This window comes from Serratia sp. MMO-28 (assembly GCF_037199905.1).
Taxonomy (GTDB): Bacteria; Pseudomonadota; Gammaproteobacteria; order Enterobacterales; family Enterobacteriaceae; genus Chania; species Chania oryzae.
Map to the genome: position 1 here is coordinate 274812 of NZ_JBBCVB010000001.1, position 20262 is coordinate 295073.

The 20262-nt window shown below is 55.8% G+C and carries 20 protein-coding genes and 1 pseudogene; 13 read left to right on the forward strand and 8 right to left on the reverse strand.

The features are described 5' to 3' along the window. The first annotated feature begins 87 nt into the window (after positions 1–87). A complete protein-coding gene (locus WG891_RS01235; RefSeq protein WP_337261292.1) occupies positions 88–996 on the forward strand; it encodes a LysR family transcriptional regulator in 909 nt (302 codons plus the stop codon). Between the two features lie 3 nt (positions 997–999). On the opposite strand, the gene WG891_RS01240 is transcribed toward WG891_RS01235, so the two are convergent. After that, positions 1000–1923, reverse strand: a complete 924-nt coding sequence (locus WG891_RS01240; protein WP_337261293.1) for a LysR family transcriptional regulator — start codon at positions 1921–1923, stop codon at positions 1000–1002. 121 nt (positions 1924–2044) lie between these two features. Here WG891_RS01240 and lysA point away from each other — a divergent pair, with 121 nt between their 5' ends. After that, the gene (lysA, locus tag WG891_RS01245) at positions 2045–3301 is read left to right on the forward strand and encodes a diaminopimelate decarboxylase (RefSeq protein ID WP_337261294.1); all 1257 of its coding nucleotides are present in this window, start codon (positions 2045–2047) and stop codon (positions 3299–3301) included. Positions 3302–3307: 6 nt separating this feature from the next. Here lysA and WG891_RS01250 read toward each other — a convergent pair whose 3' ends face one another. Then, a complete protein-coding gene (locus WG891_RS01250) occupies positions 3308–4318 on the reverse strand; it encodes a LacI family DNA-binding transcriptional regulator (RefSeq protein WP_337261295.1) in 1011 nt (336 codons plus the stop codon). Positions 4319–4452: 134 nt separating this feature from the next. Here WG891_RS01250 and WG891_RS01255 point away from each other — a divergent pair, with 134 nt between their 5' ends. After that, positions 4453–4908 (forward strand): GNAT family N-acetyltransferase, encoded by a 456-nt coding sequence (locus tag WG891_RS01255; protein WP_076943650.1) that lies wholly within the window; start codon positions 4453–4455, stop codon positions 4906–4908. Here the strand turns inward: WG891_RS01255 and galR are convergent. Continuing rightward, on the reverse strand, positions 4905–5924 hold the full coding sequence (gene galR, locus WG891_RS01260; RefSeq protein WP_337261296.1) for an HTH-type transcriptional regulator GalR: 1020 nt from the start codon (positions 5922–5924) through the stop codon (positions 4905–4907). The genes WG891_RS01255 and galR overlap by 4 nt on opposite strands. A gap of 417 nt (positions 5925–6341) precedes the next feature. Here galR and aas point away from each other — a divergent pair, with 417 nt between their 5' ends. Next, entirely contained in the window at positions 6342–8495 is a 2154-nt protein-coding gene (aas, locus tag WG891_RS01265) for a bifunctional acyl-ACP--phospholipid O-acyltransferase/long-chain-fatty-acid--ACP ligase (RefSeq protein WP_337261297.1), read from the forward strand. Next, complete coding sequence (lplT, locus tag WG891_RS01270) at positions 8495–9682, forward strand: lysophospholipid transporter LplT (RefSeq protein ID WP_337261298.1); 1188 nt, start codon at positions 8495–8497, stop codon at positions 9680–9682. Before aas ends, lplT begins: the two co-directional genes overlap by 1 nt. Before the next feature lie 30 nt (positions 9683–9712). Here lplT and WG891_RS01275 read toward each other — a convergent pair whose 3' ends face one another. From WG891_RS01275 to mutH, 4 genes are all read right to left on the reverse strand, one after another. Next, complete coding sequence (locus WG891_RS01275; protein ID WP_337261299.1) at positions 9713–10753, reverse strand: NADP(H)-dependent aldo-keto reductase; 1041 nt, start codon at positions 10751–10753, stop codon at positions 9713–9715. Positions 10754–10916: 163 nt separating this feature from the next. Continuing rightward, positions 10917–11135 carry a YgdI/YgdR family lipoprotein gene (locus tag WG891_RS01280; RefSeq protein WP_337261300.1) on the reverse strand — a complete coding sequence of 73 codons (219 nt, stop codon included), beginning with the start codon at positions 11133–11135 and terminating at the stop codon, positions 10917–10919. Between the two features lie 118 nt (positions 11136–11253). Then, a complete protein-coding gene (locus WG891_RS01285; RefSeq protein ID WP_076943655.1) occupies positions 11254–11970 on the reverse strand; it encodes a TerC family protein in 717 nt (238 codons plus the stop codon). A 179-nt stretch (positions 11971–12149) separates the two neighbouring features. Beyond that, positions 12150–12836 carry a DNA mismatch repair endonuclease MutH gene (gene mutH / locus WG891_RS01290; protein ID WP_337261301.1) on the reverse strand — a complete coding sequence of 229 codons (687 nt, stop codon included), beginning with the start codon at positions 12834–12836 and terminating at the stop codon, positions 12150–12152. Between the two features lie 696 nt (positions 12837–13532). Here mutH and rppH point away from each other — a divergent pair. The 4 genes from rppH (at position 13533) to thyA (ending at position 18162) form a co-directional block, all read left to right on the forward strand. Beyond that, positions 13533–14060, forward strand: a complete 528-nt coding sequence (rppH, locus tag WG891_RS01295; RefSeq protein WP_076943657.1) for an RNA pyrophosphohydrolase — start codon at positions 13533–13535, stop codon at positions 14058–14060. A gap of 12 nt (positions 14061–14072) precedes the next feature. Next, positions 14073–16319, forward strand: coding sequence for a phosphoenolpyruvate--protein phosphotransferase (ptsP, locus tag WG891_RS01300; protein ID WP_337261302.1), 2247 nt, complete (start codon positions 14073–14075; stop codon positions 16317–16319). Between the two features lie 169 nt (positions 16320–16488). Beyond that, positions 16489–17361: a prolipoprotein diacylglyceryl transferase gene (gene lgt / locus WG891_RS01305; protein ID WP_337261303.1), complete on the forward strand. Its 873-nt coding sequence runs from the start codon at positions 16489–16491 to the stop codon at positions 17359–17361. A 6-nt stretch (positions 17362–17367) separates the two neighbouring features. Beyond that, positions 17368–18162, forward strand: coding sequence for a thymidylate synthase (gene thyA / locus WG891_RS01310; RefSeq protein ID WP_337261304.1), 795 nt, complete (start codon positions 17368–17370; stop codon positions 18160–18162). A 62-nt stretch (positions 18163–18224) separates the two neighbouring features. Here thyA and WG891_RS01315 read toward each other — a convergent pair whose 3' ends face one another. Continuing rightward, positions 18225–18389 (reverse strand): hypothetical protein, encoded by a 165-nt coding sequence (locus tag WG891_RS01315; RefSeq protein ID WP_158069131.1) that lies wholly within the window; start codon positions 18387–18389, stop codon positions 18225–18227. Here WG891_RS01315 and WG891_RS01320 point away from each other — a divergent pair. The 4 genes and pseudogenes from WG891_RS01320 to WG891_RS01335 all read left to right on the forward strand — a co-directional run bounded on the left by WG891_RS01320 (position 18374) and on the right by WG891_RS01335 (position 20239). Further along, the gene (locus WG891_RS01320; protein ID WP_337261305.1) at positions 18374–18880 is read left to right on the forward strand and encodes a prepilin peptidase-dependent protein; all 507 of its coding nucleotides are present in this window, start codon (positions 18374–18376) and stop codon (positions 18878–18880) included. The two genes, WG891_RS01315 and WG891_RS01320, sit on opposite strands and share 16 nt — an antisense overlap. Before the next feature lie 26 nt (positions 18881–18906). Beyond that, positions 18907–19326, forward strand: a pseudogene (locus WG891_RS01325) (prepilin peptidase-dependent protein); the annotation flags it as partial. Between the two features lie 111 nt (positions 19327–19437). Then, positions 19438–19890 (forward strand): YgdB family protein, encoded by a 453-nt coding sequence (locus WG891_RS01330; protein ID WP_076943731.1) that lies wholly within the window; start codon positions 19438–19440, stop codon positions 19888–19890. After that, positions 19880–20239, forward strand: a complete 360-nt coding sequence (locus WG891_RS01335; RefSeq protein ID WP_337261306.1) for a prepilin-type N-terminal cleavage/methylation domain-containing protein — start codon at positions 19880–19882, stop codon at positions 20237–20239. The genes WG891_RS01330 and WG891_RS01335 overlap by 11 nt, the downstream gene beginning before the upstream one ends. Positions 20240–20262: the final 23 nt, after the last annotated feature.

Below are 20262 nucleotides of genomic sequence, written 5' to 3' on the forward strand. Positions count from 1 at the left end.
GGTTAGTGTTGCCAAGATATTACGTTGCATAAATCGAGAGAAAAATCGGATAATAAGCAATTATTCATTGCATAAATCGAGCGAATTATGGGTCGCATTACCGCTGCTGAGGTTTTTGTCACCATCGTGGAACGCGGCAGTATGATCGCGGCGGCAGAACGGCTGGAGATGTCGCGTGCCATGGTGACGCGTTATCTGGCACAGATGGAGCAGTGGAGCGGGGCTCGCTTGCTGCACCGTACCACGCGTAAGCTGAGCCTGACCGATGCGGGGGAACGCACGTTGGTGCGTTGCCGCAAGATGCTGGCGTTGGCCGGGGAAATCGATCTGGTGGATAACCTGCAGAGTGACGAGTTACGCGGTCTGCTGCGCATGACCTGCTCACAGTCCCTTGGGCAAACAGCGCTGGTGGGGGCCGTGGCGCAATACCTGAAACGCCATCCTCAGGTGGCGGTGGATTTGCAAATGAACAATCAGGCGGTCAATCTGGTGGAAGAGCGTATCGATCTGGCGCTGCGCATCACCAATGAACTGGATCCGAACCTGATCGCGCGGCCACTGTCTACTTGTGCGTCGGTGGTCTGTGCTGCTCCTGCTTATCTTGCCGCCCAGGGTACACCGCGCGATCCGCAGGATCTGGCGACCCATAACTGCCTGACCTATTCCTATTTCGGCAAAAGCCTGTGGCATTTTGACCGTCAAGGAGTGAAATCGGCGGTGGCGGTCAGCGGTAATCTGAGTGCCAATGAGTCAGTGGTGCTGCTGGCGGGCACGGTGCAAGGGGCGGGCATTTCACTGCAGCCATACTATTCGGCGGCTCCGTTGCTGGCAAAGGGCGATCTGATCGAACTGTTGCCCGGCTATATGCCGCAAGCCATGGGGATCTACGGTATTTACACCTCGCGCCGCCAGATGCCAGCCACGCTGCGCACCATGCTGGATTTTCTGGTGGAGTGGTTTGCAACCGATCCAGACTGGCTCTCCACGCTGCGCTGACGGTTAGCGCCGAATCACCGCGGCTAAACGGGCCGGGAGTTCTTCCGCCTGCTGCTGTAAATGCTGCATAAACGCCGTCACCAGCGCAGAAGAGGGGCGGTGCAGCGGCCGGATCAGGCTAACGGTGAATGGCACTTCCACGCTGAACGGCCGCAGATGCACGCCGTTATTGGCGTAATCCAGTGCGGTCAAAGGATTGACGATCGACACGCCAACGCCTGCTTTTACCATCGCACACACCGAGGCGGCGCTGTGGGTTTCCAACACCATGCGGCGATCGATGCCCTGTTCATGGAAGAGGGCATCCAGCAATTGCCGATAGCTGTCGGTGCTCGACAGGCTGATAAAATTCTCTCCGCTGAAGTCCTGCGGCGTCAGTAGCGCTTTCGCCAGCAAAGGGTGTTTGGCGGGCAGCACGCAGACTTCATTCATGGTCATCAGCGTGACCCGTTCGGTGCCCGCGGGAGTCAGGGTGTTTTCCGTCAGCCCCAGATCGTGGCGTTGCGCCGATAGCCATTCTTCCAGTAATGGCGACTCTTGCGGGATCACGCTGAAGCTGACTTCCGGGTAACGATCGATAAACGGTTTGCAGACGGCAGGCAGCAGCGATTGAGAAAACACCGGCAGGCAGGCGATAGAAAGCTGCGCCTGCTGGAACTGGCGGATACCGGCGGCGGCATTCTTGATGCGATCCAGGCCATAGTAAGAGCGCTGCACTTCCTCGAACAACCGCAGGCCCTGCACCGTCGGGTACAGACGACCACGCACGCGATCGAACAGCTGCAGTTGGATCAGCTTCTCGAAGCGCGCCAGCTCGCGGCTGACGGTGGGCTGCGAGGTTTGCAGCAGCGCTGCGGCTTCGGTCAGGTTGCCGATGGTCATCACCGCATGAAAGATCTCAATCTGGCGCAGGGTAATGCTGTGCATAGCGTGTTCTACAAGGAGAGAAATCCATATCATAAATGAATAGAGTGTGGAGAAATAGATATTTTTCAAATCAACTTCCCTACGGCATGATGATGAAAAATTTACTTTTGAGAACACACCGATGCCACGCGCTTTAAACGACACCTCTACCGCACTGAACGCCACTAATCTGCTGGCACTCCCGCAACGCTTTGGCTGCCCGGTCTGGGCCTACGATGCTGAGATTATTTGTCAGTGTATCAGCCAGTTGCGTCACTTTGACGTGATCCGCTTTGCACAGAAAGCCTGCTCGAATATTCATATTCTGCGCCTGATGCGCGCGCAGGGCGTGAGAGTGGACTCGGTATCATTGGGGGAGGTCGAGCGTGCGTTGCAGGCCGGTTTTGTGCCGGGTGGGGAAGAGATTGTCTTTACGGCTGACGTTTTCGATCGCGCCACACTTGCCCGCATCAGCGAACTGAAGATCCCGGTCAACGCCGGTTCTATCGATATGCTGGAGCAGCTTGGCCAGGTTTCGGCGGGCCATCCCGTCTGGTTACGGGTTAATCCCGGTTTTGGTCATGGCCATAGCCAAAAGACCAATACCGGTGGCGAGAACAGCAAGCACGGTATCTGGTATGCCGATCTGCCGCAGGCGGTGGCTAAAATTCAGCAATACGGCCTGAAACTGGTTGGTGTGCATATGCATATTGGTTCCGGCGTTGATTATCAGCATCTGGAAAGCGTGTGTGACGCCATGGTGCAGCAGGTGATTGATTTAGGGCAGGACATCAGCGCGATCTCAGCCGGTGGTGGGCTTTCTATCCCTTATCAATATGGGGAAGAGGCGATTGATACCGAACACTATTATGGTTTGTGGAACCGCGCACGCGAGCGCGTGGCCGCGCATTTGGGCCATCCGGTAAAGCTGGAGATCGAACCCGGGCGTTTCCTGATGGCCGAAGCGGGCGTGCTGGTGGCCGAAGTGCGTGCGGTGAAAGACATGGGCAGCCGCCATTTTGTGCTGGTGGATGCCGGTTTTAACGATCTGATGCGCCCGGCGATGTACGGCAGCTACCACCATATCTCGCTGTTACCGGCGGATGGCCGTGATACTGCGGGCCAACCTCTGCGTGATACCGTGATCGCCGGGCCATTGTGTGAGTCCGGTGACGTCTTTACCCAACAGGCGGGCGGCGGTATCGAAACCCGTGCTTTGCCACCGGTCAACGTAGGGGATTATCTGGTGTTCCATGATACCGGGGCTTACGGTTCGTCGATGTCATCCAACTACAATAGCCGCCCGTTGCTGCCGGAGGTGCTGTTCGAAAACGGCGAACCGCGTCTGATTCGCCGCCGCCAGACCATTGAAGAACTGATCGGTTTAGAACTGATTTAACGCCGCTCAGCCGGCATAGGGCCCCGGAACCACGGATTCGCGCAGTTTCAGTTCGCCGGTAAACGGGGTTAGCGGTTGCACGCTTTCGCCGTTGATCAGGCGAAAAGCCTGCGTGATGGCGGCCTCGATCATCGCATCGATCGGCAGATACACCGTGGAGAGGGCCGGTTGCAGGTAGGCGGCGCTGGGCTCGTCGTCAAAGCCAAACAGCGAAACGTCCTGCGGCAGGCGTTTACCCGCCTGGTTAAGCGCTTTCATGGCACCGATCGCCATATCATCGTTGCTGGCAAACAGGGCGCTGAACGGCGCACCGGTGTGCAGCAGCGCTTTGCAACTGTGATACCCCCCTGGCACGCTGCTGTCGCCGTAGGTAACCCGTGCATCAACCAAGCCAATGTGATGATGCGCCAATGCCTGACGATAACCGGCGAGCCGTGCTTGGGCGGTGGGGGTATCGATCGGGCCGGTGATGCAGGCGATGTCGCGATGTCCTTGGCGGATCAGATAATCCACCACGTTGAAGGCGGCTTGTTGCTGTTCGAAGAACACGCAGCGTTCACGGGCCTGTGGCAGATCGCGGTTAATGATCATTACCGGAACCGGCAGGCTGTCCAGTAGCGCCATCAGCGCGCTTTCGCTCATAAAGCGGGTATACAGGATAATGGCGTCACAGCGGCGATCTGCCAGCAACTGCACCGCCTGCAGTTCATCTTCCGGCGTATCGTGGCCGTCGGTCACGATCAGGTGTTTGCCGCTGGCTTCGATCAGCTTGGCGGCCTGGCGCAGCAGGCGGCCAAAATAAGGCCCGTCGAAATTGGACACCACCAGGCCGATGCTGTTGGAGCTTTTATTCGCCAGCGATTGCGCGAGAAAGTTCGGCCGGTAGCCCAGCTCATCCATGGCTTTGAATACCGCGTCGCGGGTGCTCTTTTTCACCTGTCCGGTGCCGTTTAACACGCGTGAAACCGTGGCTTTAGAAACCCCCGCGCGAATGGAGACATCCAACATGGTGATCATCAGTGGCTAACCTCTTTCAACGTTCGCTGCGGTAAATAATGCCCAGTTTAGCATAGGGTTAGGCCGGGTTGTGTCTTGCATTAACCGTGGTTTGCGCCCTAGCATGGGGAATGGATTTTTTGAAGGAAACGAAAGTGCTCCGTATTGTTCATCTGGCGGACTATCCGCAACATCAGCAACAGGTTATCGATTGGCAATGGCAGGCATTTGGCAGCGACAACAGCCGGGCATTTTTCGCCAGCGTGGTCGAAAGCAGCCTGCGCCGTGACGGGCTGCCCATCACATTTATTGCGCTGTTGGATGATAAACCGGTGGGAACCGTGGGGCTATGGCGCTGTGACCTGATCAGCCGCCAGGATCTGACGCCGTGGCTGGCGGCACTTTACGTCGATGAAAGCCAGCGTGGCAACGGGCTTGGGTTGCAGTTACAGCAGTTTGTGCAGGATTACAGCCAACAGGCCGGGTTCAGCGAACTGTATCTGTATGCCGAATTCAGCGGTTACTACGAACGCCATGGCTGGCAGTATATTGGCGATGCGTTGGATTACCCGGATCGCCCGGTACATCTATACCACCGCCGTTTAGGCTAGCTCTGCTCGAACACGTTATTAATACTGGCTACAGAATGGCGGCGCACCAGCGTGGGGCTGAACATATTAGTGATTTCTGGCAGCGGTTGATGGTTGGCCAGGGCTAATGCCAGTTCGGCAGCCTGGGTAGCCATGGCGACGACCGGATAACGGATGGTGGTCAGGCGTGGGCGCAGGTAGCGTGAAATCAGCACGTCATCAAAACCAATCAGCGATATCTGGCCCGGCACCTCAACGCTGTTGTCACTCAGCACCGAAAGTGCTCCCGCGGCCATCGGATCGTTATAGCAGGTGACGGCGGTGAAGTTCTTACCGCGCCCCAGCAGTTCGGTCATCGCGTGTTCGCCCCCGATTTCATCCGGTTCACCGTAGGCAATCAGTTTCTCATCCACCGCGATGCCATGTTCTGCCAGCGCATCCAGATACCCCTGCAAACGGTCCGCAGCATCGGAAATCTGGTGGGTAGAACAGATAATGGCGATGCGCTGATGGCCTTGCTGGATCTGGTGGCGCGTAGCCAACCAGGCACCGTAGCGATCGTCGAGTGCCACGCAGCGTGTGGCAAACTCCGGCAAGGTGCGATTGATCAATACCATCCCCGGAATTTGCCGCATCCAACCCGCCAGCTCTTCATCGGTCAGCTTTTTGGCATGCACCACCAGCGCGTCACAGCGATGGCGTACCAGTTGCTCAATCGCCTGGCGCTCTTTTTCAGCGTCGTGGTAACCGTTGCCAATCAGCAGAAAATTATGCGTAGCATAGGCGACTTGCTCCACCGCTTTGACCATCGCACCAAAAAAGGGATCCGAGACGTCGGAAACGATCAGCCCCAGGGTTTCTGTTGATTGTTGAGCCAGCGCTCGGGCGTTGGCATTCGGGTGGTATTGCAGCGCTTCCATCGCGGCCTGCACCGCGCTGCGTGAAGCTTCGCCCGCTTTGGGGGAGTTATTTATTACACGAGATACCGTGGCGACGGAAACACCCGCCAGCCTGGCAACATCCTTAATCGTGGCCATATCTGTCATGACTTCCTGGGTAATCGCTTACATTCCTCAGTTTTGCGGAAAACACACGGGGCTGCAAGCGCTGGTATGCGTAACTTGTGGCGGCCATTGCAGATATGCTGATTTTATTATCGCTATTCCGGCAATAGGGTGACTGTTGTAGCGAGTTATTACTGGCCGGTGTGGGAAATTTACAGCTGGTTGCATTTGGAGCAGAACTCTTGCGATTCAGGGATAGTTTCTTAATCGGCTCCCCTTTAGAGTAGTAGTCCCAGAGGTATTGATTGGTGAGAAATCAACATGCTCTGTATGTTGAAGCCATTTTCAATTGCACCAACCTACGCAGATGCGTAGGTTTTTTTTTGCCTGCCATATAGTATCCTCTCTCTCTACAATGAGTTAAGGCCATCGACCCCCAGGGAGAGTGGGATGATTTTTTCTATGTTACGCGCGGTATTTCGCCGGTTGTTCCGGGTACGCGTTGAAGGCGACGCCCGGTATTTAGACCAGCAGAAATTGCTGATCACCCCCAATCACGTTTCTTTTATGGATGGCGCGTTGCTGGCGTTATTCCTGCCGATTAAACCGGTGTTTGCCGTCTATTCCAGTATCTCCGAACGTTGGTTTATGCGCTGGCTGAAGCCGTATATCGATTTTGTGCCGTTAGATCCCACCAAACCGATGGCGATCAAGCAACTGGTGCGTATGGTGGAACAGGGCAGGCCGATCGTGGTGTTCCCTGAAGGGCGCATTACCGTGACCGGTTCATTGATGAAGATTTATGACGGTGCGGCGTTTATTGCCGCCAAATCGGGTGCTACGGTGGTGCCAGTGCGGATCGATGGCCCGGAGTTCAGCCCGTTTGGCCGTATGGCCGGGGTATTCAAAATCCGTTGGTTCCCGCAGATCAACATCCATATTTTGCCGCCTACTCAGTTGCCTATGCCGCAGGCGCCACGCGCACGGGAACGCCGGATCATGGCCGGTGATAAGCTGCATCAGATCATGATGCAGGCGCGAATGGATACCCGCGAGCCGCAAACCCTGTTCAGCGCACTGCTGGCGGCGCAGCAGCGGTATGGCCGCAGCAAGCCTTGTATTGAAGATATCGCTTTCAAAGAAGACAGCTATCAGGGTCTGATTAAAAAGGCGTTGGGCGTCAGCCGTATCCTGCAGCGCTTTACTGCGCAAGGCGAACATGTCGGTATGCTGCTGCCGAACGCTACCATTACTGCGGCGGCGATTTTTGGTGCATCGCTGCGGGGCCGGGTACCGGCGATGCTTAACTACACCGCCGGGGCTAACGGGCTGAAAAGCGCGCTGACGGCGGCGACGATCAAAACCATCGTTACTTCGCGCCAGTTCCTGGAGAAAGGCAAGCTGACTCATCTGCCCGAGCAGGTGCCGGAAGCCAACTGGGTGTATCTGGAAGATTTGAAAGATACCGTTACGCTGGCGGATAAACTGTGGATCCTGCGCCATCTGTTGCAACCACAGCGGGCGATGGTGCCACAGCAGCCGGATGATGCAGCGCTGATCCTGTTTACCTCCGGCTCGGAAGGCAACCCGAAAGGCGTGGTGCATTCCCACGCCAGCCTGCTGGCTAACGTGGAGCAGATCCGCACCATTGCGGACTTTACCCCGCGCGATCGCTTTATGTCGTCGCTGCCGCTGTTCCACTCTTTCGGCCTGACGGTGGGGTTGATTACGCCACTGATGACCGGCAGCCGGATTTTCCTCTATCCCAGCCCGCTGCATTACCGCGTGGTGCCGGAACTGGTGTATGACCGCAATTGCACCGTGCTGTTTGGTACTGCAACCTTCCTCAATAACTACGCGCGTTTCGCCCATCCGTATGATTTCGCCCGTTTGCGCTACGTGGTGGCGGGTGCCGAGAAACTGGCTGAGAGCACCAAGCAGATCTATCAGGACAAATACGGCATCCGCATTCTGGAAGGCTATGGGGTGACCGAATGCGCACCGGTGGTATCGATCAACGTGCCGATGGCGACGAAGGTTGGCACCGTGGGCCGCATTATGCCGCAGATGGAGGCTCGCCTGATGGCGGTACCGGGTATCGATCACGGCGGCCGCTTGCAGTTGAAAGGCCCAAACATCATGAAAGGCTATCTGCGCGTGGAGCGCCCAGGCGAACTGGAAACACCGGCCGCTGAGGATGAAAACGGCGTATTGCAACCGGGCTGGTACGATACCGGTGATATCGTCACGCTGGATGAGCAGGGCTACTGCACCATCCGTGGCCGCGTGAAGCGCTTTGCCAAGCTGGCGGGGGAGATGATCTCGCTGGAAAGCGTAGAGCAACTGGCATGGCGTATCGCTCCAGAAGGGCAACACGCGGCCACGGTGAAGAGTGACAGCAGTAAAGGTGAGGCATTGGTGCTGTTCACCAACGATAGCAGCATTACCCGCGACGCCTTGCTGCGTGTGGCGCGTGAACAGGGCAGCCCGGAGTTGGCAGTACCGCGTGATATTCGCTTGGTGAAAGCGTTGCCATTGCTTGGCAGCGGCAAACCGGATTTCGTTACCTTGCGTAAAATGGCTGAACAGCCGGAGAATGTCTGATGAATGCTACCGATTCCCCCCTGCTGTCGCGCGGCATGATCGCGGTGATCTGCGCGCAGTTTCTGTCGGCGTTCGGCGATAATGCCCTGCTGTTTGCCACTTTGGCGTTGATTAAACAGCAGATGTACCCTGACTGGAGCCAACCGATACTGCAAATGGCGTTTGTGGCGACCTATATCATTCTTGCCCCGTTTGTTGGCCAAGTGGCCGACAGCTTCGCCAAAGGGCGGGTGATGATGATGGCCAATGGCCTGAAACTGGCCGGGGCGCTGGTGATCTGCTTTGGCCTGAACCCGTTCCTGGGCTACAGCCTGGTTGGTGTGGGGGCTGCGGCGTATTCACCGGCGAAGTACGGCATTCTGGGGGAAATCACCAGCGGTGAGAAACTGGTGAAGGCCAACGGCCTGATGGAGGCTTCCACCATTGCCGCGATCCTGGTGGGGTCGGTCGCCGGAGGCTTGCTGGCAGACTGGCATATCGTGGCCGCATTGGCAGTTTGTGCATTGGTGTATGGTGCTGCCGTGGTTGCCAACCTGTATATCCCGCGTTTACCCGCGGCGCACAAGGTCACTTCCTGGCATCCGCGTGCAGTGGGGAGTAACTTCTTCAACGCTTGTGTGGTGCTGTGGCGTGATGGTCAGACGCGTTTCTCCTTAATCGGCACCAGCCTGTTCTGGGGCGCCGGGGTGACGCTGCGTTTTCTGCTGGTGCTGTGGGTGCCGGTGGCCTTGGGGATTACCGATAACGCGACGCCAACGCTGCTCAATGCCATGGTGGCCATCGGGATTGTGGGCGGCGCTGGCGCGGCGGCGCGTTTTGTTACGCTGGAAACCGTCAGGCGCTGTATGCCCGCCGGGATATTGATTGGCGTCGCGGTGGCGTTTTTCGCGGTACAGACCACCATGTTGAATGCCTATGTGCTGTTACTGGCCATCGGCGTGCTGGGCGGGTTCTTTGTGGTGCCGCTGAATGCGCTGTTGCAGGAGCGTGGCAAGCGTTCGGTCGGTGCCGGCAATGCTATTGCGGTACAGAATCTGGGTGAGAACACCGCTATGCTGCTGATGCTTGGCCTGTATTCGCTGGTGGTTAAGCTGGGCGTTCCGGTGGTCGGGGTTGGCATTGGTTTTGGCGTGGTGTTTGCCTTGGCGATTACCGTGCTGTGGGTTTCTCAGTTCCGCGCCAAATAAAGCGGGGGCGCGCAGGCGCCCCTGAATCATTTAGGGTGCAGGAATGGTAAAGCGGGTGTGGATCTCTTCGAGCGCCTGCAACACGTCTTCTTCCAGAACAACATCAAAACTGTCGATATTGCTTTTTAACTGTTCCAACGTGGTGGCGCCCAGCAGGGTACTGGCAACGAACGGTTGTTGCCGCACAAATGCCAGCGCCATCTGCGCAGGATCAAGACCGTGTTTCTTCGCCAGCGCAACGTATTCGGCAACCGCCAGTTGGCTTTGCGCGGAAGTGTAGCGGGTGAAGCGGCTGAACAGGGTATTACGTGCTCCTGCGGGTTTGGCACCGTTCAGGTATTTACCAGACAGCGTACCGAATGCGAGGCTAGAGTAGGCCAACAGCTCAATCCCTTCGTGCTGGCTGATCTCGGCCAGGCCAATCTCAAAGCTGCGGTTCAGCAGGCTGTAGGGGTTCTGGATGGTGACAATACGGGGTAACTCGTGCTTTTCCGCCAGTTGCAGGTAGCGCATCACCCCCCATGGCGTTTCGTTCGAGACGCCGATATAGCGGATTTTACCCGCGCGCACCTGCTCGGTGAGCGCCTCCAGGGTTTCCAGCAGCGTAACGGCGGCCTTCTCATCGGTGTATTTATAGTTCAGCTTGCCAAAGCAGTTGGTTGAGCGCTGTGGCCAATGTACCTGATACAGATCGAGATAATCGGTGTTCAGCCGTTTCAGGCTGGCGTCCAGCGCCGTGCGGATGTTTTTGCGATCCAGCGCCTGCTGCGGGCGGATGCTGCTGTCGTTGCCGCGTACCGGCCCAGCGATTTTGCTCGCCAGCACGATTTTATCGCGGTTGCCGCGCGCCTTGATCCAATTACCGATGTATTGCTCGGTCAGCCCCTGAGTTTCCGGGCGAGGCGGCACGGGGTACATCTCTGCGGTATCGATCAGGTTGACGCCAGCGGCTAATGCATAATCCAATTGTGCGTGGGCATCGGCTTCGCTGTTTTGCTCGCCAAAGGTCATGGTGCCCAGTCCCAGCACGCTCACTTCCAAAGAACTGTGGGGAATACGGTGGTATTGCATTAACGGCCTTCCTTAATTTTAGCGCTTGCGAACGGTGGAACAAGAAACGGCAGTGAAAACGCCTCTCTCGACTATAACCAAGCCGTGCAGATGGGGGAAGTAGTATCCAGTATCGAGGTGAAACAGAAGGCTATCTGCTGAGCGGCGATAGCCATTGTGGGGGTTAACGCTCAATAAGTTGTGAGATCTGATCGCCGCTGATTTGGCGCTTGTTGCCCTGCTCGTCTTGGTAGCTGATCAAACCGGTATCTTTGTCGAGTTTGGGTTTACCCTGGGTCAGAATCATGTTGCCGTCTTTGGTTGCCATCACATAATCACTGGAACATCCTGCCAGCCCGGCCACTATCGCCAGGGTTGAGATGGCCATTACCCACTTTTTCATTCTGCGTATCCTTAACTTTTGCAGAAAACAATGCTTTTAGCTTAGCAAAAGCGGCGTTCAGATGTGCCCCATCTCTGTAAGAGAACATAACGGTGGAAACGGGGCACGGTCTGCCATATCAATGGGCAGCGTTGTTTTTCTTGCCACGCATCAGGTTAAGCGCTTCAACTGCCATAGAGAAGAACATCGCAAAATAGATGTAACCTTTCGGCACATGCACCTGGAAACTTTCCAGCATCAGGGTGAAGCCCACCAGGATCAGAAACGCCAGCGCCAGCATTTTTACCGAAGGGTGACGGTTGACGAATTCACCAATCGGCCGGGCAGCAAACATCATCACTCCGACGGAGATCACCACGGCGGCCATCATGATAAACAGGTGATCCGACAAACCTACCGCGGTAATCACTGAATCCAGGCTGAAGATAATATCCAGCAACATGATTTGCACGATGGCGCCAAAGAAGCTGTGCACCTTGGTGTGATGCTGTTCTTCCGAGCCTTCGATCGTTTCATGGATCTCTTTGCTGGCCTTCCAAATCAGGAATAAGCCACCGAGTAACAGAATCAGATCGCGGGCAGAAATGCTGTGGTCCATCACAGTAAACAGTGGATGGGTCAGGCGGATCACCCAGGCGATAGAGGCCAGCAACGCCAGACGCATCAGCATGGCCGCCGCCAGGCCGATACGGCGTGCCTTGTTCTGCTGCGCCTTCGGCAGTTTGGCAACCACCAGGGAAAGAAAAATAATATTATCAATACCTAACACGATCTCAAGAATGGTCAACGTACCTAACGCCAACCAAGCATTGGGATCTATAATCCACTCGAACATTGCCCTGAGCACCTTAAGAAAAAATGAAGCGGGAATTATACGCGTTTATTGTGATGGCGATACGTTAACTTAAACGTTACATCAACATAATAAGGAATAACCTACGCGCTTTGATTATTTTACTTGCAATCTTCAGAAAATGGCGAGTTTTCGGGATAAATACCTAACAGAGAAATCGGCTAGATCGCGAAGTGCCTTGCCAGCAGCGCGCTCGTAAAGCTTTTTTTCAGATAGAAACCGCGTGGCAGTGTGAGGATCGGCTGGCCCTGCTCGCCAATGGCTTCGGTTAAGGCTTTGCTGTTGGCGGCTTTCGGCCGCAGTTGCAGCACCTCGCCATGGCGTGCGGTAATGCGCTCTACGTGGCCGAGCACGATGAGATCCATCAGTTCTTCCCAGTCGCGGCGCAGCATATCCTCTTCTTCCTGATTCGGTTGCCATAACAGCGGTGAACCAATGCGGCGTTGCGCCAGCGGGATTTGCCGTTCGCCTTCCACCGGTATCCACAGCACCCGAGCCAGCTTGTGGCGCACATGGCTGCTCGCCCAGGTCACACCACTGTTACCGGTGAGCGGTGCCACGCAGACAAAGGTGGTTTCCAACGGTTTACCGGCGGCATCCACCGGGATGGTTTTCAACTCGATACCCAGTTCAGGGAAATCCTGTTCCGGTTTGCTGCCGGACATCGCTCCCAGGTACAGCTCCAATAGCATCCCTACCCAGCCTTTATCGCGTTTCAGATCGTTGGGGATCACAATTTGTGCTCGGCCAGCCAGTTCACCCAAGCTGAAACCGGCCAGTGCCTGCGCGCGTTCAAACAGCTGCTGTTCATTTTCCGGTGGAGGAGGAAGGGGGGATAAAAACGCCATAAATCAAACCTGTGAATTCTGGTTAAAAAACGCACTGCATTTGTTCACAACCGAAAGCAGCGGAATGAAACAAGCAGAAAGAATGATAGTAGCATGATTTTTCATGACTTTTTTCCAAAACGGCGGCAGGTAAAAAATCTTGCTCTGTGCTTGTGCACCTGAAGCCACCGACAATGAACAGGATCTTACACCTATTTATCCACAGATTTATGGGATAACCCGAAATTTTACCGATCACTGGTTTGATTTACAGCCTTGACGCAGGCACTTTTTTGCGAATTTGTCCGTTTTGTGTGTAACTCAGGCGGATAATCTGTGGATAAAATCAACGCTGGTGGATCTTTCGCCAGAGAAGGATCCTTACCGTGCATGGATCACATTTTTGCCCTGTATATAAGTGGTTTTATGTGTTTAATGTTATGTTTTATATGAAATAATTTAAACTCTTTATCATGGGGGGCTTTAGGTTCCATGAAGTTTTACCGGCTTATCCCTGGAGTTCTTCACATACCTATCCACAGAAAAAGTGAATAAAAACGGCGTAAAAGCGTGGTGCATGTTTATAACTTTGCCATTATCTGTGAGTTATCCCAATGTTATCCGGCGCGCCGCGTTGCAAAGCAGTGGTTTACCGCCTGTAGCTTGTGTGAAACAATCAGGTTATCTATACGAATTTATGCTTATCGAGGTAGTCCGGTGATCGATGATGATGGCTACCGCCCGAATGTTGGTATCGTAATCTGTAATCGTCAGGGGCAGGTCCTATGGGCCCGCCGTTACGGTCAGCACTCCTGGCAGTTTCCCCAAGGGGGAATAAACCCTGGCGAAACCCCCGAGCAAGCGATGTACCGTGAGCTGTTCGAAGAAGTGGGGTTGAACAAAAAGGATGTGCGTATCCTGGCTTCAACCCGTAACTGGTTGCGCTATAAATTGCCAAAACGTTTGGTGCGTTGGGACACAAAGCCGGTTTGTATCGGCCAAAAGCAGAAATGGTTTCTGTTGCAACTCATGTGCAATGATGCGGATATCAATATGCAGCGCAGCAGCACGCCGGAGTTTGACGGTTGGCGCTGGGTGAGCTTCTGGTATCCGGTGCGCCAGGTGGTGTCGTTCAAACGTGACGTGTATCGCCGGGTTATGAAAGAATTTGCCGTGACCGTCATGCCAATGCAGGAACTGGCGGCGCAGCGGCAGGTTCCCGCTTATCGCCGAAAGAGAGGTTAAGTCAAGCAGACTATGCTCACGCGCTTGCGAGAAATTGTTGAGAAAGTGGCCGCAGCGGCCAATCTGACAGACGCGCTGGATCTTTTGGTCAATGAAACCTGTCTGGCGATGGATACCGAAGTCTGTTCTATTTATCTGGCAGATAACGATCGCCGCTGCTACTACCTGATGGCGACGCGTGGGTTGAAAAAGCCGCGCGGGCGCACCATCGCGCTGGCTTTTGATGAGGGCGTGGTCGGGCTGGTGGGGCGTAGAGCGGAGCCGATCAACCTGGCAGATGCCCAGAGCCACCCCAGTTTCAAATATGTTCCGCAGGTGAAAGAGGACAAGTTCCGCTCTTTCCTCGGTGTGCCGATTATCCACCGCCGTCAACTGCTGGGTGTGCTGGTGGTACAGCAGCGGGAACTGCGCCAGTTCGACGAGAGTGAAGAGTCGTTTCTGGTGACCCTGGCCACGCAAATGGCCGGGATCCTTTCTCAATCACAGCTGAATGCTATTTTTGGTCAGTATCGCCAGACGCGTATCCGCGCGCTGGCCGCTTCCCCCGGGGTGGCCGTCGCCGAAGGCTGGCTGGACAGCAGCCAGCCTTCACTCGATCAGGTCTACAAAGCCTCAACGCTGGATACGGTCAGTGAGCGTGAACGCCTGATGCAGGCTCTCGAAGAGGCGGGAGCGGAATTCCGCCGTTTCAGCAAGCGCTTTTCTGCCAGTTCGCAGAAAGAGAGCGCGGCGATTTTCGATCTCTATTCCCACTTGCTGAACGACGCCCGCCTCAAGCGCGAGCTGTTTGCCGAAATCGATGCCGGTTCGGTAGCCGAATGGGCGGTCAAACAGGTGATTGAAGCCTTTGCCGCACAGTTTGCCACCTTACAGGATACCTATATGCGTGAGCGCGCCAGCGATCTGCGTGCGCTCGGCCAGCGCCTGTTATTTCACCTCGACGATACCACCCAGAGCACCACCCAGTGGCCTGCACGCTTTGTGCTGGTGACCGATGAACTGACTGCCACCCTGTTGGCAGAAGTGCCGCCGGATCGCCTGGCGGGCGTGGTGGTGCGCGATGGCGCGGCTAACTCCCACGCGGCGATCCTGGTGCGTGCGATGGGCGTACCGACGGTGATGGGGGCAGACATCCAGCCAGCACTGCTGGCGCAGCGGATGCTGATTGTTGACGGTTATCGTGGTGAACTGCTGGTAGATCCTGAACCGGTTCTGGTGCAGGAGTATCAGCGCCTGATCAGCGAAGAGCTGGAGCTCAGCAAGCTGGCGGAAGATGACGTTGAGCAACCGGCACAGTTGAAAACCGGTGAGCGCATTCAGGTCATGCTGAACGCAGGTCTGAGTCCAGAGCATGAACAACTGCTCGGCGGGCGCGTGGATGGCGTGGGTCTGTATCGGACCGAGATCCCGTTCATGCTGCAAAGCGGTTTCCCGTCGGAAGAGGAGCAGGTGTCACAATATCAAGGCATGTTGCAGCTTTACCCGAACAAACCGGTCACGCTGCGCACGCTGGATATTGGCTCAGATAAACAGCTGCCTTATATGCCGATCAGCGAAGAAAACCCCTGCCTGGGGTGGCGCGGCATCCGCGTGACGCTGGATCAGCCGGAAATTTTTCTCGTTCAGGTGCGTGCCATGCTGCGTGCAAATGCCAGCAGCGGTAATCTGGGGATTCTGCTGCCGATGATCTCCAGTCTGGAAGAGGTTGACGAGGCAAAACGCCTGATCGATCGCGCCGGGCGCGAAGTGGAAGAGGTGTTGGGATATGACATTCCCAAACCGCGGATCGGCGTGATGCTGGAAGTGCCGTCGATGATTTTCCTGATCCCTTACCTGGCTGGGCGTGTTGATTTTATCTCGGTAGGCACCAACGATCTGACTCAGTATCTGTTGGCGGTAGATCGCAATAATACTCGGGTGGCGTTGCTCTACGACAGCTTGCACCCCGCCATGCTGCAGGTGTTGAAGCTGATCATCGATCAGGGTTCGGCCGCCGGGCTGCAGGTTGGCCTGTGTGGCGAACTGGCAGGCGATCCGATGGGTGCTCTGCTGCTGGTGGGGATGGGATACCGTAATCTGAGCATGAATGGGCGCAGCGTAGCGCGGATTAAATACCTGCTGCGTAATATCGAGCTGTCCGATGCCGAAGGCTTGGTTCAGCGAGTGCTGGGTGCCCAGATGACCACTGAAGTGCGCCATCAGGTGGCGGCCTTTATGGAGCGGCGTGGTATGGGCGGGCTGATTCGCGGTGGCCGTTGAGTTGCGTTTTTACAGAACTTTTCCCTGTAGCCAAGCCCGGACGCCGTTAACCCTATGTTATGATGCGTGACTTGGCTGCAACTCGACATTCATCGGGAACCCTCCGATGCCGCGTTTGGCACCTGCCGCCCCCAGATGGGGAAGAATAACAGACATGTTGTGGTGATAGATGAGCAATAGCTATCTGGCGTTTCCTAAATTTGATCCGGTGATTTTTTCCATCGGCCCGGTATCCTTGCACTGGTACGGTCTGATGTACCTGGTAGGCTTTATTTTTGCCATGTGGCTGGCGGTACGCCGCGCCAACAAGCCCGGCAGCGGCTGGACCAAGGACGAAGCGGAAAACATGTTGTATGCCGGTTTCCTCGGCGTATTTATCGGTGGCCGCGTAGGTTACGTGTTGTTCTATAATCTGCCGCTGTTTCTGGATAATCCGCTGTACTTATTCAAGGTCTGGGACGGTGGGATGTCATTCCACGGCGGCCTGTTGGGGGTGATCCTGACGATGCTGTGGTTCGCCCGCCGCACCAAACGCACCTTCTTCCAGGTCTCTGATTTTATTGCGCCCCTGATCCCGTTTGGCCTGGGTGCTGGCCGTTTGGGTAACTTCATCAACGGTGAGCTTTGGGGGCGAGTGACCACGGATACGCCTTGGGCCATGTTGTTCCCCGGCTCTCGTAATGAAGATATCGCCATTGCCGCCGCCGATCCGAGCCTGTTACCAATACTGAACCAGTATGGTGTGTTGCCGCGCCATCCGTCGCAACTGTATGAAATGGTGCTGGAAGGCGTGGTGCTGTTTATCATTCTGAACCTGTTTATCCGCAAACCACGTCCGATGGGGGCGGTTTCTGGCCTGTTCCTGATTGGCTATGGCGTATTCCGCATTATCGTCGAGGCGTTCCGCCAACCGGATGCCCAGCTTGGTCTGTTTGATGGCGTGATCAGCATGGGGCAAATACTGTCCATACCGATGGTGGTGGCCGGTGTGATTATGATGATCTGGGCGTACCGTCGTCGCCCGCAGCAACAACTGTCGTGAGGAAAAATGAAACAGTATCTGGATTTGATGAATAAAGTGCTCGCCGAGGGCACCCCTAAAGCCGATCGTACCGGCACGGGCACGGTGTCGATTTTCGGCCACCAGATGCGTTTCAACCTGCAGGAAGGGTTTCCGCTGGTAACCACTAAAAAATGTCACCTGCGTTCGATTATTCATGAACTGCTGTGGTTCCTGAATGGTGAAACCAACGTGGCCTATCTGCGTGAAAATAAAGTCACGATCTGGGATGAGTGGGCCGACGAGAATGGCGATCTTGGCCCGGTCTATGGCAAGCAATGGCGTGCCTGGGGCGCGGCAGATGGCCGCCAGATCGATCAGCTCAGCAACGTGTTGCACCAGTTGAAACAGGATCCGAATTCACGCCGTATCATCGTTTCTGCGTGGAACGTGGGTGAACTGGATCAGATGGCGTTGGCACCCTGCCATGCTTTCTTCCAGTTTTACGTGGCCGACGGCAAGCTCTCCTGCCAACTGTATCAGCGCTCTTGCGATGTGTTCCTGGGGCTGCCGTTCAACATTGCCAGCTACGCGTTGCTGGTGCATATGATGGCGCAACAGTGCGATCTTGACGTAGGCGACTTCGTCTGGACCGGCGGGGATACCCACCTGTACAGCAATCACATGGAGCAGACCCAACTGCAATTGACGCTTGAGCCGCGCGCGCTGCCTAAGCTGGTGATTAAGCGTAAGCCAGAGTCGTTGTTTGACTATCGTTTCGAAGACTTCGAGATTGAAGGCTATGACCCGCACCCGGCGATCAAGGCACCCGTTGCCATCTGATATCCTTTGATAGCTGAAAGGGCTCAGTTGATTGATGACTGAGCCCTTATTCTTTATATCACTCACTTCTTCTCTCCTTCCTTCGCCAGCAATGCGAAGCCGCGCGCGTTTTTCGCGGTTTTCTTGTTAAGTGCATAAAAACTTTGCGTGGCATTTTCCAGCCTGAGTAAACGCTTGTGCAGCCGACAGTGCGGCACATTACACTCGCCAGATGAACCGATATCCATACCGCTATGGCCACCGCCAGCAGGGCCTGTCGCTGATTGAACTGCTGGTAGTGATGTTACTGGCTGGCATGTTGACCTCGTGGGGTGTCGGCCAGTGGCAGCTTTATCAACAGGCATTGCGGCTGGAACAGACGGCCCAGCAACTGCTGGCTTTCCTGACGCGCCTGCAGGCTGATGCCAACTGGCACAACCGTAATGCCTTGCTGTGGTTCAGGCAGGGGGAGCCTTGGTGTGTTGGGAGTGGAACAACGGCAACGCGCTGCGATTCTGCGCCTGGACGGGTGTTTACTCCGGTCGACATTGATGTGCAACTACAGGATTTCACCCAAAAAGAGATGGGTTTTTATGGGTTACGTAACAACGCGCAGGCCGGGCATATCTTGTTGAGCAATGGGGCAGGCCGCATCCGCCTGGTGCTGTCTGCCAGAGGGCGCCTGCGGTTGTGCAGTGAAGACACGGTTATTCGAGGGATCGCCCTGTGCCAGCCTTAGAACAAGGTTTTACTTTGCCAGAAGTGATGCTGGCGATGACGTTTGGCAGCCTGATTGCGCTCGCTGCGGCCAAGGCTTTGCCGGTATTGCGCCAGCAAACCGCCGACGCGGGTCGCCATTACCGCTTGGAACTGGTCTTGCGTCAGTTGGCTTTCGGTATTGAAAAAGATCTGCGCCGTGCTGGGTTTTGTGCCGGGCAGTGCCAGGGGCAGGCGTTTTTGATCGGCAATGCGGAGGGCGAAGTTCCAAACAGTTGCGTGATTGTCGCTTATGACCTTAATCAAAATGGCCGTTGGGAAAATAGCGGTGATGCCGAGTATTTCGCTTATCGCCTGCGAGCCGGTGCGTTGGAGGGGCAGCGTGGTGTTACCCACTGCCGGGGTAACGGCTGGGAACGCTTGCACGATCCGGAAGAGGTGCGCATTAACACCTTTTCCATCAGTGAAACTGCCGGTCATGACGGCAAGTCGTTGGTGTTGTTCAGCCTTGGGGGGGCGGTCAAGCGTGCGGGAAGATATTCAGCAGCGCCTGGAGTGGGTGGTCAGTATGGAGGCTCTCTGAGCATGCAGACACAGCAAGGTGGTAGCACGCTGGCAGCCGTGATGCTGCTGTTGGTGATGGGATTGATGCTGCTCAATGCCCAGCAGCGGCAACTGGACAGCGCCCTGTTGCTGGCGGTTGATCAGCAGCGTTATTTACGCGCCTACAATCAGGCGGCTTCTGCCTTGAGCTGGGGGCTGGTGCAGCATTGGCCCCGTGAGCAGCTCACTGCCACCAGATGGCAATGTCGTCAACAGCCTACCGATGCGCTGCAAGCCTGTGCTCGGCGATCTTCCCGGGCCGGTATCGTGGTAGTACGCGGCGCGGGAGTGCTCCCCGATGCCGAACCGCTGTGGTTATACCAACTGGCTAGCGAAACCAGTGCGGCAGGAGACATCCAACTGCAGGCGGAAAAAGGGGGCTGGCTGGATTTCTGCCCGGAGAAAAAAGAGAGTGACTGTGCCGACTAAAATCCCCCATCTACAGGGGCAGCAGGGGTTTAGCCTGCCTGAAGTATTGATTGCGGCATTGTTATTCGCGGTGTCGCTGCTGGGGCTGTTACAATATCAGCAGGTTTTGTTGCAGTCCTTTCAGCGGCAATGGCAATACCGACAAGCTTGGTCGCTGGCGCATCACCAATTGGAAATGTTTAACGCCGGGGCGCTGACGCAGGATAATACCGTGCCTTTACCTCCGAACTGGCAGCGTGAAATTGAAACCCTGCGGGTGGAAGCTCCTTGCCAGCGGCGCACGGTAAAAATACAAACGCCACTGCGGCAGCAGGTTGAACTTAGCCGATGGTATTGCCTTGATCGGTAATCAGAACGCCTAATTTATTCGGT